The sequence below is a fragment of the Faecalibaculum rodentium genome, from assembly GCF_001564455.1.
Classification (GTDB): Bacteria; Bacillota_I; Bacilli_A; order Erysipelotrichales; family Erysipelotrichaceae; genus Faecalibaculum; species Faecalibaculum rodentium.
On the sequence record NZ_CP011391.1, the window covers coordinates 1,992,876 to 2,009,268 of the forward strand.

The 16,393-nt window shown below is 56.4% G+C and carries 14 protein-coding genes; 5 read left to right on the plus strand and 9 right to left on the minus strand.

What is annotated here, in order from left to right; translation table 11 throughout:
• Positions 1 to 104 precede the first annotated feature (104 nt).
• The 8 genes from aalo17_RS09720 to aalo17_RS09765 all read right to left on the minus strand — a co-directional run bounded on the left by aalo17_RS09720 (position 105) and on the right by aalo17_RS09765 (position 11,986).
• Positions 105 to 1,145, minus strand: a complete 1,041-nt coding sequence (locus aalo17_RS09720; protein WP_067558810.1) for a ribonucleotide-diphosphate reductase subunit beta — start codon at positions 1,143 to 1,145, stop codon at positions 105 to 107.
• A gap of 37 nt (positions 1,146 to 1,182) precedes the next feature.
• Entirely contained in the window at positions 1,183 to 3,705 is a 2,523-nt protein-coding gene (locus tag aalo17_RS09725; RefSeq protein WP_067560227.1) for a ribonucleoside-diphosphate reductase subunit alpha, read from the minus strand.
• Between the two features lie 531 nt (positions 3,706 to 4,236).
• Complete coding sequence (locus aalo17_RS09735; protein ID WP_158507777.1) at positions 4,237 to 5,529, minus strand: RNA-binding domain-containing protein; 1,293 nt, start codon at positions 5,527 to 5,529, stop codon at positions 4,237 to 4,239.
• A 311-nt stretch (positions 5,530 to 5,840) separates the two neighbouring features.
• Positions 5,841 to 6,593 (minus strand): N-acetylmannosamine-6-phosphate 2-epimerase, encoded by a 753-nt coding sequence (locus tag aalo17_RS09740; RefSeq protein ID WP_067558819.1) that lies wholly within the window; start codon positions 6,591 to 6,593, stop codon positions 5,841 to 5,843.
• A complete protein-coding gene (locus aalo17_RS09745) occupies positions 6,590 to 7,330 on the minus strand; it encodes a DeoR/GlpR family DNA-binding transcription regulator (RefSeq protein WP_067558822.1) in 741 nt (246 codons plus the stop codon). The genes aalo17_RS09740 and aalo17_RS09745 overlap by 4 nt, the downstream gene beginning before the upstream one ends.
• A gap of 1 nt (position 7,331) precedes the next feature.
• On the minus strand, positions 7,332 to 8,243 hold the full coding sequence (locus aalo17_RS09750) for a glycyl-radical enzyme activating protein (protein ID WP_158507778.1): 912 nt from the start codon (positions 8,241 to 8,243) through the stop codon (positions 7,332 to 7,334).
• A 294-nt stretch (positions 8,244 to 8,537) separates the two neighbouring features.
• A complete protein-coding gene (locus aalo17_RS09760) occupies positions 8,538 to 10,802 on the minus strand; it encodes a pyruvate formate lyase family protein (protein ID WP_067560231.1) in 2,265 nt (754 codons plus the stop codon).
• A gap of 191 nt (positions 10,803 to 10,993) precedes the next feature.
• On the minus strand, positions 10,994 to 11,986 hold the full coding sequence (locus tag aalo17_RS09765; protein ID WP_067558830.1) for an SIS domain-containing protein: 993 nt from the start codon (positions 11,984 to 11,986) through the stop codon (positions 10,994 to 10,996).
• Between the two features lie 149 nt (positions 11,987 to 12,135).
• On the opposite strand from aalo17_RS09765, the gene aalo17_RS09770 reads away from it, so the two are divergent.
• From aalo17_RS09770 to aalo17_RS09785, 4 genes are all read left to right on the plus strand, one after another.
• A complete protein-coding gene (locus aalo17_RS09770) occupies positions 12,136 to 12,966 on the plus strand; it encodes an HAD-IIB family hydrolase (protein WP_158507779.1) in 831 nt (276 codons plus the stop codon).
• A gap of 1 nt (position 12,967) precedes the next feature.
• On the plus strand, positions 12,968 to 13,807 hold the full coding sequence (locus aalo17_RS09775) for a nitrilase-related carbon-nitrogen hydrolase (RefSeq protein WP_158507780.1): 840 nt from the start codon (positions 12,968 to 12,970) through the stop codon (positions 13,805 to 13,807).
• Positions 13,808 to 13,943: 136 nt separating this feature from the next.
• Positions 13,944 to 14,918, plus strand: a complete 975-nt coding sequence (locus aalo17_RS09780) for a P1 family peptidase (protein WP_067558839.1) — start codon at positions 13,944 to 13,946, stop codon at positions 14,916 to 14,918.
• Complete coding sequence (locus tag aalo17_RS09785; protein WP_067558842.1) at positions 14,915 to 15,316, plus strand: SseB family protein; 402 nt, start codon at positions 14,915 to 14,917, stop codon at positions 15,314 to 15,316. The genes aalo17_RS09780 and aalo17_RS09785 overlap by 4 nt, the downstream gene beginning before the upstream one ends.
• Positions 15,317 to 15,581: 265 nt before the next feature.
• Here aalo17_RS09785 and aalo17_RS12875 read toward each other — a convergent pair whose 3' ends face one another.
• Complete coding sequence (locus aalo17_RS12875) at positions 15,582 to 16,079, minus strand: hypothetical protein (RefSeq protein WP_158507781.1); 498 nt, start codon at positions 16,077 to 16,079, stop codon at positions 15,582 to 15,584.
• A gap of 45 nt (positions 16,080 to 16,124) precedes the next feature.
• On the opposite strand from aalo17_RS12875, the gene aalo17_RS12880 reads away from it, so the two are divergent.
• The gene (locus tag aalo17_RS12880) at positions 16,125 to 16,376 is read left to right on the plus strand and encodes a TrkA C-terminal domain-containing protein (protein WP_158507782.1); all 252 of its coding nucleotides are present in this window, start codon (positions 16,125 to 16,127) and stop codon (positions 16,374 to 16,376) included.
• Positions 16,377 to 16,393 lie beyond the last annotated feature (17 nt).

Here is a 16,393-nt window from a genome sequence, read left to right on the forward strand (position 1 = left end):
ACACAGCCTGAAACAGATTCGACTCCATGACCTGCCTGTTGCACCCGCAGGCTTCAGCCACCATCGGCATCCAGCCCACCATCGGCACCCTGAACCGCGGTCACTCAAAGGTCATCCACAATGGCGCCGGCTTTGGTGTAAGCCGTGGACTTGGCTTCGAAGAAGTCCGTCTTGATGTCATTGGCCCGGCTGTAGGTGTCTACCCACGCCATGGACTCCGGGATCTCGTCACAGCCTTCGTAGATCGCCTCGAGACCCAGCCCCCGGGCACGGAGATTTGCCAGGTACCGGATGTAGTCCTGTACCCGGTCAAGGTTCAGACCCGCGATCCGGTCCCCGAGAACATACGCCGCCCAGGCCATTTCCTGTTCGGCGCCTGTCTTCAGCATCTCCCGGTACTCCGCTTCATCCTCCGGCGTGAAGAGCTCCGGACACTCCTTCTTCAGGTCGAGAATGATGTTCCGGAACAGCCACAGATGGGTGTTTTCATCGCGGTTGATGTACCGGATCTCCTGGGCACTGCCGGGCATTTTACCCATGCGTCCGAGGTTGTAGAAAAACATGAACCCGGAATAGAAGTAGATCCCTTCCAGAATGTAGTTCGCAATCAGGGTCTTCACCAGCTGTTTTGCATCCCGGTGTTCGAGGAAGTCATTGTACAGATTGCCTATGAACTCATTCCGGTGCAGGAGATGCTCGTCGTCCTTCCACTGGTAGAGGATCTCGTTTCGCTTCTCCGGGGAACAGATGGTGTCCAGCATATAGGAATAGGACTGCGAGTGCACCGCTTCCTGGAAAGCCTGGATCGTCAGACACAGATTCACTTCATTGGCGGTGATGTATGCGCCGATATTGGGCAGGTTCGCAGTCTGCAGGGAGTCCAGGAAGACCAGGAAGGACAGGATCTTGTCGTAGGCTGTCCGTTCATCGTCTGTCAGGTTGCGGTAGTCCTTGATGTCCTGGGAAAGGTTGATTTCCTCCGGGATCCAGAAATTGTTCATTGCCTGACGGTACCACTGGCTGGTCCAGCTGTATTTCACATTATTGAAATCATTGAGATTCGTGGTGTTGCCGTTGATGATCTGGCGGGACGCCAGATCCGTGTCGCCGTCTTTGTTGAAGAGGGCCTTCGGATTCAGTTGCATGCCGTTCTCCTTCCTTGTCTGTTCATGTTTACTGCCATCATGCGCTGCAGGATTCACATTCTTCCACTTCCAGGGACTGCGAACGCACATAGTAAATGGTCTTCACGCCCTTTTCCCAGGCCCGCAGATACAGGTCCAGGACCTTACGGAAGGTGTATTCCGGTGTCACGTAGAGATTCACCGACTGTGCCTGGTCAATGTGGCGCTGTCGGATCGCCGCGGCGTCCACCACCCAGTTCTGGTCAATGTGGTGGGCATTCTTGTAGTACCAGAACGTTGTATCATCCAGGTCCGGCGCCACGCGTGTCAGCATGGACCCTTTCTTTTCCTCCAGGAAGAACTTCTTGAGCACCGGATCCACCGCGGCGGTGGTACCCGCCAGGATTGAGGTGCTGGAGGTGGGAGCCACAGCCAGCAGGTAGCCGTTTCTCAGGCCATTCTCCTGAATCTTTTCCGCCAGAGCCTGCCACTTGCCGGACACATAGTCCCGCTTCCGGAAGTACTCCCCGGTGTCGTATTCGCTGCCCGCAAAGTCACGGTAGGCGCCTTTTTCCCGGGCAATGTCACACGAAGCCTCCAGGGCATGATAGTTGATGCGTTCATAGAGATCATCCATGTACGCGAGGTGTTCCTCGCTCTCAAAGCGGATGTGCTTCTTCGCCAGCAGATGCTGGTACCCGCTGGTGCCCAGACCCACCGGACGCATCCGCTGCGAGGTCAGCTTCGCATAGGGCAGTGCATAGTAGTTCAGGTCAATGACGTTGTCCAGTGCCCGCATGACGGTGGAAATCACCTGTCGGAGTTCTTCATCGTTGTCCACATCGATGTGCCCCAGGGACAGGGAAGCCAGGTTGCAGACCACGAAATCCCCCGGCACAGTCTTTGTGACCACCACTGTCTCCCCGTCAATGTCCATGATCTCGGGAGTTTCTTCGTGCATCGCCGCCATGTTCTGGGCGATTTCCGTGCAGAGATTCGAGGCATAGATCATGCCCTGGTGGCTGTTGGGATTGGCTTCATTGACAGTGTCGCGATTGAAGATGAACGGTGTGCCGGTTTCCACGAGGGACTTGATGATCAGCCGCACCATCTCCTTGACGGACAGCACCCGCTTGTCGATTGCCGGATCATTCACGCAGTCCCAGTACCGCCGTTCCCATTCCGGTCCAAAGGCATCCTCCAGGTTCCAGCCCTTGACTGTCGCGATCTGGTGGGGATCCATGAGATACCAGTCCCCATCGAGGTTCGTGCCCGCCAGGCGCCAGAACAGATCGGGGACACAGAGGGCCGGGAAAATGTCGTGGGCTTTCATGCGGTCATCGCCGTTGTTGGTCCGCAGCTGGAGAAATTCCGGGGTGTCCCGGTGCCAGATGTCAAGATAGACCGCGGCAGCCCCTGCGCGGACCCCGAGCTGATCCACGGCGATGGCCGTGTCATTCACCAGCCGGATCCAGCGGATCACGCCCCCGGCAGCCCCCTTGAAGCCCCGGATGTCGCTGCCCGTTGCCCGTACCTTGCCCATGTAGAGCCCCATACCGCCGCCGTGTTTGGAGACACGGGCGAAGTTGTCAATGGACTTGTAGATGCCCGTCAGGGAATCCTCCACTGTGTCAATGAAGCAGCTGGACATCTGGTGGAATGGCTTGCGGGCGTTGGACATCGTGGGGGTGGCCATGGTCACCTGCAGGCGGCTGAAGATGTCGTAGAATTTCTTCGCCCAGTGCACCCGGTCCTGTTCCGGGACAGCCAGGTGCATCGCAATGCCCATGAACATCTCCTGCACACGTTCCATGAGCCGGCCGTCTCCGGTGCGGATGAGGTACCGGTTTGCAAGCAGGTCGAGACCCGGGTGTTTGAAGAGTTTCGTGCGTTCCGGCTGCATGTAGGCCGCCAGTTCTGTCAGCTCTTCCGGGGTATAGGAAGCCAGGAGCGTTGCCGAGAGCAGACCCTGGTCCGTGAGCCATTCCAGTTTGTCCTGCCAGGAAGTCAGGCCGAGAGCCTGTTCATTGCCGGAGATCTCTGCCTCCAGTTCATGGTTCAGGATCCGGGCGGCAATGTCCTCCCATTTCGGGGCATTGCGGCTGGTAAGCTCCGCGGCTGCACGTTCGAGAAACCGCAGTCGTTCCTTCGCACTCTGGTCCGGGCGGATGAGTTCCGCTGCCTTGATCTGCAGCCGGTCCAGGGAATATTCGCTTTGGGGAAAATCTTCCTGTACCTGTGTGAGCAGACCGGCCAGTGTCGGATCCTGTGCAAGTTCCGTCAGCCGGTTCACGATTTCCCGCATGCGGGCGTGTGTCTGGCGGTAGAGAATGTAGGCTTTTGCGGTTTTGTAGAAGCCGTTTTCCATCAATGCCTGTTCCGCCAGGTCCTGGATCTGTTCCACCTCACTGCCCTCCTGGAGCTGCGCCGTGATCCATCCTGTCATGTCATTGAGCTGTGCATCGGTCACGGACTCGCCGGTGGAGGCGAAAGCCCGCGTGATCGCCCTCCGGATTTTTTCCGGATCGAAGATTTCCATGTGTCCGCTTCGTTTGCGGATGGTGTGTATGTTTTCTGTCATGTTGTGATTCCTTATCCGTTTTGTGTTTGTGTACTGTTTTTGGCTGGCAGTCGCAATGGCGGAAAAGACCAGCATCAGTTTCCAGTATAATCCAGTCCGGAAACTTGAGTTGTCGCAGAGACCTTTGTGTGGGACAGGAAAAAGGACTGCGTCACACTCTGACTGCGTATGCCCGTCCGTATCAGAAAAGCCAGGACCACGATCCTGCACGAAAAGACCGGCTTATCAATTGTCGCTACCGGCCACCGATTTTCAAATACTATAGCTGGAAGCAGCAAAACAGGCAGAATCATTTTTCTTCCACAAGATAAAAAGCAGAATACGTTTTCGGTCAAAACAGAAACGGCAGACCAGCCATTCAGACTGTGCCCCGTTCTTTCCACCACATCCAGGGTCATCAGACAACGCTTCGGGCGGCAGGACATCCCCTGCAACTTTTGCATCACCTGAAAACACAGATTCGGGACCTCAGCTTTGCTGACGTCCCGAATCTGTGTTTATCTTATCCTCGTGATGAGGAAGAAATACTTGTTATTTCAGATTCTCAGCATTCGGATTCAGCCGATACCTGGTGCTTCTGCCACCGCCTTCCACCGCGAGAACCTTGTTTTCCACCAGCTTTTTCAAAATCAGGCCCAGTTTGGACCGACTGAATCCTGTACTGGTACTCAGTTCAGCCCTCGACAGTGTTTCCATGTCCTGAAACTGACGGATCACTTCAACTTCCGATAGACTCAGGCTGGGTTTCTGATTCAGGACTGGCAGAATAACGGTCATGGAGTTTGGAGTAAAATCGAAGTCCGGCTGCCTGTACTGTCCCTGATAGCTTCGCAGGATCCGTCTGACTCCCATATAAAGCTTTTCTATAAGTCCTAGTCTCAAAAACAGCGTAGCCAGAGTGACATTTCGCGGAACAGACAGGTCCTTGTGAAGATATTCATATTCTGAGATCCCATCCGGCAGACCTCCTGGAGACTGGATTTCAATGCGGTCGGGAAACATCCGGATCACGATATTCGATGGTGTATCCCAGGTTCTGTGAACCAGGGCATTTGATACAGCTTCCCTGAAGGCGGATTCAGGAATCAGGAAAATCTCTTCCCGTTGAAGGTTTCCAGTGACGGCTTCTCTTCGATAATAACGGCGGAAAAAGGCAACGGCAGACTCCAGCTGCTGAAGTATAGATATGCCATCCACCTTCTCACGTTCTCCATATAAGTCATCATTGTCAAGAACAACAAGATCCATACCGGGAAATGTGTTTTTATCGGCCAGAAGAGCTCCGGCTACTGTTACCTGACCATTCAGGTCCCGCAGTCCCAGTGACTTCTGGGCATCCGTCCCAAGCTGTTCAAGTCCAAACCGGTTTCGGGCTTCCTCTTCAAATCCGGAAAAACTGTAGGATCCTTCCGGTGCAGGAAGATCATCAAAACTTCGTCTGTCACGCTTAAGAATCAGTCTTTCCAGCAGAAGGCTGCTCATGGGAACAGATGAGGATCCTTTTCTGATATAGGCAGTTTGACCATAGTAATATGGCTTGCTGTCTCCCTCCCTGACCTCGAGCTTTACGGTATGGTCTTCATCATTAATGGAAAGACTATATACAGGCTCCGGGTGGATTGAACCGTTGATTTTATTCTTGATCTGTCGATAGGTTTCCTCAGGATCCGGAAGTCCGCAGGATTCTCTTGTCTTGTCGTCAATACCAAACAGAATCACCCCATCACCAGTATTGGAAAAGGCTGATACGGTTTTCAGAAAACTGCCCGTAACTGATCTTTTATACTCGATTTCAGCAGATTCTCGCGGATATATCTTCGTCATATCCAGATTATCATGCAGAAAAAGCAGAATAACAAGCAGAATCACTTTTCTACCACAAAACAGAAAGCAGAATATGTTTTCGACCAAAACAGAAACGGCAGACCAGCCATTCAGACTGTGCCCTGTTCTTTCCACCACGTCCAGGGTCATCAGACAACGCTTCGGGCGGCAGGAGCCTCCCCTGCAACTCATGCTCCACCCGACCACGGAGACCCGGAGCATCTGTTTTGCTCCTCCATTCAACGCAATCCACCTTCACCTGAAAATGACGGTTCGGGCGACAGGATTCTCCTGCCGCCCGAATGGTCATTTTAATGCTTTGCTCTCTCGGCGTTCCGCCAGTTGTCCTGGAGCCCTCCCATCAAGTCGGTAAACCGTTTTGCGGTCAGGTGCGGCCTGGTGATGGCACTGCCCACCACCACGGAGTGGGCCCCGAGGAACAGGCATTTCACCGCATCCTCCGGAGAATAGATGTGCCCCTCCATCATCATGTAGGCATCATCCCCGAAATCCCGGCACATTCTGGCAAATTCCCGAAGATCGGGTTCGCTGATGTCCTTCGTCTCAGCTGTATAGCCATACAGCGTCGGTGCCACAATATCCGCACCCTTTTCCACTGCATGAGCCGCTTCCTCATAATTGGACACATCGGCAAAGAAAATCGCCTCCGGGATCTCCTTCTTTGCCTGCTCCAGCAGATCCCAGGCCACAGTGCCTTCGTGCGTGGTCTGCTTTGTGCAGTCCAGGGCAATGATTTCTGCCCCGGCATCCCAGATTGCCTTCACTTCCTCCATTGTCGGCGTAATGAACACATCGGTGTCATCATGCCAGACCTTCCAGAGGCCGATCACCGGGAGCTCCGGTACAGCTTCCTTGATGGCGCGGATCTGTTCCGGGGAATTGGTGCGGATGCCCTTCGCGCCGGCCCACCTGGCAGCCTCGGCCATTTTCACCACCATGTCATCTGTGTAAATTGGATCATCGTGCTGCACCTGACAGGAAACAATCAGTCCGTCCTTCAGTCCATCCAGCAGTTCCCGTTTCTTTGCATCCTGCGTTTTCATTGCTCTGTGCCGTCCCTTTCTTCCGTTTTCTCTTCCGTAATGAGTTCATCAAACGCCTCTGTATCCGCAAAGGCATACATGCCCTTCCGGTCCTCCTTGGAGCTGTCCGCCACCAGGATGGTCCGGTCGGCCCGCTTCATTGCATCCTGCTTGATCTCCGCCACAGACAGGTCATTCGCCCAGGCCTTTCCGTCGGCAATGCCGTTGGCAGAGACAAATGCCTTGTCAAACCAGAAAGAAGCGAGGATCTTCCTGGCCAGTGGTCCGGTGCTGGCCAGATACGACTTGTCAAAGTCTCCCCCCAGCAGACAGATCCGTCCGGGGAATCCATCCGGAACCTGAGCCAGCAGGTAAACATTGGGTGTCACAATCGTCACATCCCGGGATTCCAGACAAGTCATCATCGCCGCTGTTGTCGTCCCGGAATCCAGGTAGATGCAGTCACCATCCTGGACCAGTGCCGCAGCCAGCCGTGCCGCCTCTGCTTTCTCCGATACATGCATATCGGCTTTGTCCACCGTCGCCGGTTCGTATGTCTTCGTCAGGTGATGCGCCCGGTTCTTCAGCACTGCACCGCCGCGCTGCCGCACCACAACCCCCTGCCGTTCAAGTTCATCCAGGTCCCGCATGGCGGAACTCCGGGAAACCCCGAATTCGTTCATGATCTGACGCACAGACAGGAATTCTGTTTCCTGCACGAGTGTCTTCAGTCTGTCCAGCCGCTCTGCGCTTGTCATCCTAGTGTCCTCCGATTTCTGTGCCGGCCTCCCGCCAGGCATCCAGCTGTGTCTTGTCCATCATCGGCGTCTGTTCATAGGGATACCGACGGTCCAGCTTGTGCCATTTTCCCTTTCCCATAGGGTGAAACGGCAGCAGCTGCATTTCGCTGAATCCCAGATCCTTCACATACCCCCTGATGTTGTCAAGATCCTCCAGGTTGAATCCCGGGATCACCGGGATGCGGATGATGGTCCGGACATCACTGTCCTTCAGATACCGCAGGTGCCGCGTGATTTCCTCTGCATCCGCGCCGGTGAATTTCTTCAGTTTGTGCGGATCGCAGTGTTTCACGTCGTGGTAAACCAGGTCGATCCAGGGAAGCGCAGCAGCGAGCTTTTCCAGGTCATAGGCTCCTTCTGTCTCGATGGCGGTGTGATAGCCCGCATCCTTCAGCGCCCTCAGGAGCGGTACCGGATCCTGGGCGAACACTTCTCCGCCCGAGAGCGTAATACCTCCGCCGGAGGCCTGGTAGTATTCGTCGTCCTTGCGGATTTCCGCCAGGATCTCCGGTATGGTCATCCGATTCCCCGTCACTTCCATCGCTTTGTTCAGACAGGCAGTGACACAGGATCCGCAGCCATCACAGAGAGTCCGGTTCACTCTGGCTTTTCTGCCGATGACTGCCACAGCTCCCTTCGGGCATGCAGTCACGCACCGGCCGCATCCCATGCACAGGCTGTCATCATGAAACAGCTCCGGTTCTGGCCTCCAGGTTTCGGGATTGGCACACCAGGGACAGTGCAGGGGACAGCCCTTGAAGAACACCACTGTGCGGATACCCGGACCGTCGTGGGTCGCAAACCGCTGGATATTGGTGATGGTATACAGGAGGTCATCCTGTACTGATGTCTTTTCTGTTTCCAGTCTCATCCGCATTCACCTGTCTTCTTTCTGTTTGTACGTTCTCTGTCCCTTCGGAACTGTCCGCAAGTACTGCATCTTTTTACTGTTCAACACATGGCCCCACCCCAAAACGGCGGGCAGGATGCCAATATCTGCCTCGCAGACTCTCATCTGGTGGCCCAACCCCAAAGCGGCGGGCAGGATGCCAAAAACAGCACCCGGCTTCAACGGCTTTGCCACTGTTTTCCGGAGCACCACCCCAAAGCGGCGGTCGGGCTGCCAAAAACTGTGACACAGTTTTTGCCAGCTCCGACGGCCGCTTCAGTCCCACAGGGCCCTGGACAGCAGCTCGTCCTGCACGGTTTTGTCCAGATCCACAAACACCGCACTGTAGCCCGCCACCCGGACAATCAGGTCCGGATACTTTTCCGGGTGCTTCTGTGCATCCTCCAGCTGCCCCTTGTCCACCACTGTCACCATGAGCTGACAGCCGCCTTTCCTGAAGTAAGTGTCAAACAGGATCTTCACCTTTTCCTTGTCCTCGTGCATCATCCGCGGGGTGAACTTGATGTTCTGCACGGAACCGCCATGGTATTTCGCATCAAATCTGGACAGAGAATTCAGCACAGCTGTCGGACCGGATGTGGCGGCACCGCCCTGCGGGTTGTTCGCCGGATTCATGTATACGCCCCTGCGCCGTCCATCCAGGCTTGCCGCCGTCTGCAGGCCCCAGTCCGTGTTGGTCTGGTTGTTGGAGATCACGATCAGGAAATAGTCCATTCCCAGATCAATGCCCTTCTGCCGCACAGACTTTGCCGTGAACTCATAGAGATCATCCGCCATGTCATCGGCTTCCTGCTCGTCGTTGCCGTATTTGGGCACCGCCAGGATGTCCCGCAGCATGACCGCATCCCCCTGGAAGTCCCGGTTTGCCGCCGCATTCATCTCTTCCAGTGTGTATTTCTTCTCCTCGAACACCAGCCGCCGTATGGCAGTCAGGGCATCCGAGGCATTGATGTTGCCGTAGGTCTCCAGAGTACCTCCCAGGATCTTCACACCGCCATCCAGCAGTGCCTTTCCACGCGCCAGGCAGTCATCCATCAGCGCACTGGCAAACAGGAAGGACACTTCCCGGTTCATGACTTCATAGGAATACAGCTGATCCCGGGCACACTTTTCGAAATACCAGTCCAGCATCTTTTTGTACTGGTCATAGAACGCCTCAAATGTCGTCAGGTCCACCAGCGGCTTCAGCTGGACAGGGCCGTTTTTTTGCTTCCCGTCCATCGGGTCCACGCCTTCGTTCATGGCGATCTGCAGGACCTTGACCATGTTCAGCAGGGTGTTGGGCGTTCCCAGGGACTGGCCCTGGATCACAAATTCCCCGCAGCCAAAGGGCAGGTACTGTTCCGCTGTCTTCCTGTCCACCCGCATGGCATACTGCACCGCCGGGATATTCACATCGTCGTTGTACAGCGTGGGATACGTGGCACCCGCTGCAATGCATTCGTACGCCATGTCCTTCAGCGCAGGATCTGTCTCAGCATCAAAACGGAACGTGAACTGCGGCTCCACACAGCGCAGCTTCTTCACCACCCGCAGACAGATCTTCGCAAACAGATCCGCCGCCTCGGGATCCGGACGGCCGCGGCCTCCGACAATGATCCGGCCATTGACCGTCGTACGGCGGTTCTCGATCAGCATCCACAGACTCTCCAGCACCGCCTGGGCACTGTCCTCTGTCTCGATCCCCGCCTCGATGTCCGCCTTCAGGAAGGGCCCCAGCACAATGTCCAGCCGGCCGTAGTTGATGCACCCGGCACACAGGGCATAGAGCCAGAACAGCTGCAGCGCCTGGCGGAACGTTTGCGGCGGATTGTCCTCGATTGCTGTCAAGTCGCCGATCATGCGCTGTTTTGCCTCCATCGGCACGTCACCGGAATCCGCCACCAGGTCTTTCTGCGCCCGGATGACCTTCACGAAGAGATCCATCATCTCCAGACTCGCCTGAAGATACCCGTTGCCCTGATCCGCAGCCAGGCGTTCGGCGATTTCCCGCTTCAGTCCCGGGACACCGAGCCGCATGAGCTTTGTGTAATCCAGCATCATGCCGGAGAGTCTTGCGGTGGCCATATAGGGATAGGCACAGTCGATGAAGCGACCCGTAGTGGTCTCATCCAGCACATCCTGGCAGTACAGCGTCTTCAGGTCATGATCCTGCCAGAAGTCGTACAGGGCATCGATTCTGGGCCAGTCGCTTTCCGGAAGCTGGTCCTTCAGCCCCCGCAGTTTGTGGAACACACAATAATGCCCCACTCCGCCGACACTCGTCACGCACCCGAAGCCGATGGGAAGAAAGTCCAGCCGTCCGGCAATCAGGTCCCCTTTCTGCAGGTGGCGGAACAGGCCGGGATAAATCACTTCCAGGCACTTCACCTCCCGCAGGGACTTGTCATCATTCAGATGGGATCTGTAGACCTCCGTATAGCGCTCCATCATGTCCAGCTGCCGGGCTGGGGTCTTTTCACTCGGAAGCTTTCGGGAAACCTCCACGTTCTGGGCACCGTCGATGTTGATGTGTTTCATGTCCATCCCTCTCTTTCACCCGTAGAATACCTCAGCCATTCGTCTTTATCAACCATTTTTATTCATTTATATTCATTTTTTGCCGATGGATACTACAATTACTGTTCAGAATTATTCATCGAAGAGGAATCGCCTGCGCGAAACCGGTGCGGACGCGTCCCGCTACCGGTCCGGGGACTCGTGCTGATCCGTTACCGGAACAGGAACCCCTCGCCGTGGGAAATGTTCTCGATCTCATAGGGATACTTCGAGGTGTCATTGCCCAGCCCCGCAGCCCCTATGGCACCCGCCAGCTGGAAGGGAATCACGGCGGTGATCAGAGAGAAATCGTCCTCACCTGCTTCGATTTCCAGCACATGATCTGTGATCTGACGCACCAGATTCACCGTCTGCCGGTCCCGGTCCGTCTGCACGATGGCCATGAGCAGGTCATCGTCCTCAAAGGCCAGGTCCGCCAGATGACTCAGTTCCTCGGTTTCTTCCCGCATCACCGCATGCCGCAGTGTCTCCCGCATCTTCAGGGCCCCCTCCATGGCTGTGGCCCAGTGCAGACCGCTGCCGGTGACGGTGATTTTCGGCGCCCGGAGGATGTCATGCAGGTGTGCACGGACAAAGGCTTCGCTTTCCGCCACGACTTTCGGCAAGGCTGACAGTTCCTTTGTAACATCGGTGTCCAGACCCGCTGCCTGGCGGATGGCCAGGATCCACTCCAGGATCGCGGCCGTATATCCCTGGGTTTCGGGTGGAACGAGTTCCCGCTCGCAGACCAGGGGCATCCAGGCATCGCATTCCCGGACCAGCGCACTGTCTTCCTCCAGGGAAAAGGCCAGGACCGGACATCCCTGTTCCTTTGCATACCGGATGGCATTCAGGGTGGAGAGACTGTTGCCGGACTGGGAAATGCCCACGGCGAGTGTACGCGACGGATGCAGGATGCGGCTGCCGATGAACTGCGCCGGCAGTACTGCCCTGGCCTGCATGGGCAGATGGCGTTCGGCAAGGGCTGCAGCGGCTGTACTCACATGATGGCTGGTGCCGGATCCCAGGAGCACGATTTCTTCCATGGGATGGGTTTCGAGCATGGACTGCAGGATGGTCAGCCAGCTCTCTTTCCGGTCATACACAGAGGACAGGATCTCAGGCTGTCGAAGAATGTAGTCATGCATGGATGGTGCTGTGGACATAAGATGGCCTCCTTTTATATCTGTACAGCCTGAACGTATCACATCAGGGACCAAAATGATATACCATTTACGGATGTCTGTTTCTCCTTCCATGCCGGTTTTTCCCCGCCCGGGTTTGCAGGGAATTTTTAATGGACTACCATAAAGACATGACAATGAAAACCGAAACGAAACAGACCGCGTACCCGTCCGTGGATGCCATATTCCTGGACGTGGACGGCACGCTCTATGACCACGCCGCCGGCTGCATTCCGCCCCGGCACCTGGAGGCCATGAAGATCCTGCAGGAAGGAGGCACGAAAGTCTGCCTGTGTTCCGGCCGGTGCATGCCGCTACTGGAAAACCTCGGCATCCTGGACCAGTTCCCCTTTGACGGCATCGTGGCCGGCAACGGCAGCTACGTCTATGCACAAAACGGGACCCTGATCTTTGACGATCCTGTGGATCCCGAAGCGGTGAAACAGATTTACGCGCTCGCCGCCGCCCAGTCCATCCCGGTGTTCGCAGCCGGCAACCACGTGCTGGTGACGGCCATGACACCAGCTGTCGAAGACCTGTTTGCGAAAATCAGCGTGAAGGACATTCCCGTCCGCCATCCGCGTCCGGACGACACCTTTGCGGTGCTCTCTCTCGTGGAGGAACACCGGAAGCCGCATCCCGAGTTTGCGGTCTCCGGTGTGAAGATCCTGGAAAATGAACTCTCCATGGATATGATGAAGGACGGACTCTCGAAATACGAAGGAATCCGGACACTGCTGGACCATTATGGCCTGAAGTCGTATATGGCCTTCGGGGACGCCCTGAATGACCTGGAAATGCTGCAGCATGCCAATGTGGGCGTGGCCATGGGCAATGCCCAGCCGGAACTGCTGGAGGTCATTCCCGAAACCTGTCCGCCAGTCACGGAAGCCGGGATTTACCAGTGGCTGCAGGACCACGGGTATCTGGACACAGCTGTCGCCGCTGCCGATGGTCAATGACATGCAGGGCAGTCTGAAGCTGCAGCTGATCGAGCCGGAAACCACAGGGGATGTACAGGAGAACATTCGGCGGATGCAGAATGCCGTGAATGAGAAAGCACAGTTTGTCCTGCTGCCTGAACTGTGGAACTGTCCCTATGACAATGCCGAGATCCGCAAAGCAGCGGGATTCGGGGAAGCGTGCCGTCAGGCCATGGCAGAAGCTGCCCGGAAAAACACGGTATGGCTGGCCGGGTCGATTCCCTGGCAGGATCCGGCGGATGGCCGCATATACAACATGGCATTTGTGTTTGATGCGGATGGAGCCGAGGTCTGCCGGTATGCCAAGACCCATCTGATGGAAGTGCACACACCACACTCCCATTACTCGGAGGCGGAGGTGTTCACACCGGGTGACCGGTTTGAGACCTTTGAGACTCCCTGGGGAAAGATGGGCATCCTGGTCTGTTATGACATCCGGTTCCCGGAACCAGCCAGGATCCTGGGGGATGCGGGTATTCGGCTGCTTCTGCTGCCGGCGGCCTTCAATGAAGCTGTCGGCAGGAAACACTGGCATTCACTGCTTTGTGCCAGGGCCATCGAGAACCAGATCTTTGTCGCGGGGTGCAATCCGGACTATGCCTGGGGGAAGTACAAGGCCTGGGGGCATTCTCTGGTGGTGTCGCCGGATGGCGTGATCCTGCAGGAAGGAAGCGGGATGGTGACGCTGGATCTGTCGGAGACAGACCGGATCCGGCAACGGATGCCCTACAGAAAGATCAGGAGACGGGACCTGTATGACCGTACTGGCTGCACAGTCTCGTCAACCGGGACTGTGCGGCCAGACCGTCGTACAGGATGATGCACACTTCGTCCGGAACGGCAGCGGCGTTTCCCGCTGCCGCGGAACACTGATGCATTGAGACGTGTCTGCCACCATCGGCAGGAGACGGGAAGCATGAGACACACTATATAAGGAAAAAAGAGGAGGAAATGCAATGAAATCCATTCCGATTACGGATATTTCCGGGTTCCAGATCGGATATGCGGACAACGCAGCCCTGGGAACGGGATGCACGGCGATTCTGTGCAGGGCAGGAGCTGTGGCGGGCTGTGATGTCCGGGGCGGCGGTCCGGCAACACGGGATACAGACTTGCTGGCACCGAAAAACACCGTGGAGGCAATCCACGGCGTGCTGCTGTCGGGGGGATCGGCGTTCGGGCTGGAGGCCGGAACGGGTGTGATGAAATACCTGAGTGAACAGGGAATTGGCATGCCGGTGACACCGGGTGTCAGTGTCCCCATCGTGGTGCAGGCAGACATCTTCGACCTGGCGGTCGGGGATCCGGCCTGGCCGGATGTGGCCATGGGCTATGCGGCGGCGAAGGACAGCGAACACAATGTGATCCGGCACGGCAACGCCGGTGCGGGAATGGGAGCTTCAGTGGGGAAGATATTGGGTCCGGAGAAAGCCATGAAGTCCGGCATCGGCACGGCAGCGTTTGAATGCGGTCCTCTGAAGGTCGGGGCCGTTGTGGTGGTCAATGCCTGCGGGGATGTCTTCGCCATGGATTCTGATACCAGGCTCGCGGGTGTGCAGTCGGATCAGTCCATGGAGGAAATCATGGGGATGCTCTATGAAACCGAGGCATCCAGGGCAATGGAACAGGCACAGGATGCAGAGGCCAGCCGCAAAAACACAACCATTGGCTGTGTGCTGACCAATGGGCAGTTCACAAAGGCGCAGATGAACAAACTGGCTTCCCTGGCGCAGAACGGTCTGTCGCGGACGATCCGGCCGGTGAACATGACGCTGGATGGCGATACGCTGTTTGCGATGACCACCGGCGAGGTGCCGGCACCGCTGGACGTGGCGGGGATGATGGCAGTCAAAGCAGTTGCCAAAGCGGTGGAAACAGCGGTCAATGAAGCTGAAACGGCGTATGGCCTGAAAGGACGCAAATCACAATGAATGCCATTGAAGAAAAACTCAACGCACTGAAGGAAGTGTATGTGCCAGGTCTGGATGCCCGGAAGAAGGACACCTTCCCGGCCCTGGATCCTGTCAACTTTGTCTACAAGGTGGATGTCCCCCTGCTGCCGGATCTGCTGAAGGCGGAAGACGGCCGGAGTTTCTATCCCTGTTTCACGTCGATGGCCCAGGTGCCGGAGCAGTACAAGCATTTCTTTCTGTGGGTGGCGGTTCCCTTCCGGGAATTCTGTGCCTTTGCGGTGAAGTCCACGATCTGTCATGAGATCATCATCGACCCCTTCACGTCGAGCCTGATCCTGCCGGAGAACATGGTGGTTCACTACAGCGGTCTGGAAGCCCCGGCTTCGGATGAGGCAGAGCCAAAGACGGAAGCGTGAGGATTTCCAAACAAACCCATCGTTTTACAAAATGACCCGGTCCTGTGCCTGCAGGGCCGGGTTTTGCCGACTGGGTCCCGGGTTCATCCCGTCCGGCTCCATCAGAATTCGCAGGAACCGGCCGGAGCAGGAACCTGTCTGAACCGCAAAGACAGAAGGAGCACTGACTATCGTCTGCGAAGACAGCCCGATGCGGCCACTGTCTGTTCAGGCCCTCCGTGAAATCGAACCCCGAAGTCTTCGCAGCTTCGGGGGTTTTCTGTGTTCACCTGCCGGAATGTCCTTTTTCCAGCGCCTGTAACATGATCCGATGGAAGGAGTCGAATCCGGCCGGCATCGTGACTGCCATCTTTTTGCTGAATCTGCCGGCGCGCAGTTCATTTGCATGACGGAGGTGGATGCGGTTGCGCAGATCGTACAGGCGGTCAAACTGCTGCCTGGTTTCCTCCGGAATGAGCCCGCGCTTCTGCAGCCGATGGACCATCTGTCTGGCCCCGCCTGGGTGATTCATGTGCTTCAAGGGCAGTCCCGGCTGCCTGACTGTCCGGCGCACCAGGGCTTCCACGGCCGCAACAGTGTTCATCGTGATTTCCCGTGCAAGCACCACTTCTATGGAGCCGAAGAGGGCGAAGGAGGAAAACAGATACAGGAGAATGTCGCAGGCCGCCAGGTTGCAGATGAGATTGGAGACAAGATTTTGCGAAGCTTCGTCTTTTTCATGACAGAAGGCATCCACGGAATACTGCGTTCGCAGTGTCTGCACGGTGCGGATGTTGCCGGCGGAAAACGGATCGCCCGTTTCCTGAACATGACGGATTTGTCGGGGAATGTCCTGAAAACCTTCAGTGACTACAGCGAGGATCCCGATCTGCAGTTTTCGCTGGTGGAGCTGATGCCCGGGAGCAGCTGGCACGGGAAATCCCTGGCCGAGCTCCGGCTTCCTTCCGGAATGGCCACAGCACTGATTCTCCGGAGGAAGGAAAAGCTGATTCCTCATGGCGAAACCATCCTGCAGGCTCAGAGTACTCTGGTGTTTGTGGATTCCGGGAGTCTGCGATAAGCGGAAGGCCGTGCATG